This is a genomic window from Kitasatospora sp. NPDC093558 (assembly GCF_040683475.1).
GTDB lineage: Bacteria > Actinomycetota > Actinomycetes > Streptomycetales > Streptomycetaceae > Kitasatospora.
Genome location: NZ_JBFBDY010001342.1, coordinates 675 through 1,122, shown reverse-complemented (window position 1 = coordinate 1,122; position 448 = coordinate 675). Strand labels below are relative to the sequence as shown.

Genomic DNA, 448 nt, shown 5'->3' with positions numbered 1-448 from the left:
GTCCAGTGCTGCTCACGCCCACCACCTGGTGCGCTCGTCCTCCGCAGAGGGTCCCGCCGCGTCGCCATCCGCGATGAGCGTGCTCTCAGCACTTTCCGTTCGTCATGGGTTCGATTGCACGGTCATTCACCCCAGCGCGGAGCTCCCCCGGCGAGCCCATGTGCCACTCCCGCGCCGCCAGTTGCGCTGCCCACATGCGGGCGTAGCGGCCCTCGGCGTCCGCGAGAAGGTCGGCGTGGGTGCCGCGCTGGGTGATGTGGCCGTCGTCCAGGACGAGGATCTGGTCGGCGCCTACGACGGTGGAGAGGCGGTGGGCGATGACGATGACGGTCTTGCCGGTCACCAGGCGGTCGATGGCTTGCTGGACGACTACCTCCGATTCCGTGTCCAGTGCGGCGGTCGGCTCGTCGAGCAGGATGACGGGCGCGTCCTTGAGGATGGCGCGGGC

General features: G+C 69.4%; 1 pseudogene. It reads right to left on the bottom strand.

Annotated elements, in window-relative coordinates:
* Window positions 1-85 precede the first annotated feature (85 nt).
* Window positions 86-448 (bottom strand): annotated as a pseudogene (locus AB0O00_RS40830) (ABC transporter ATP-binding protein/permease); the annotation flags it as partial.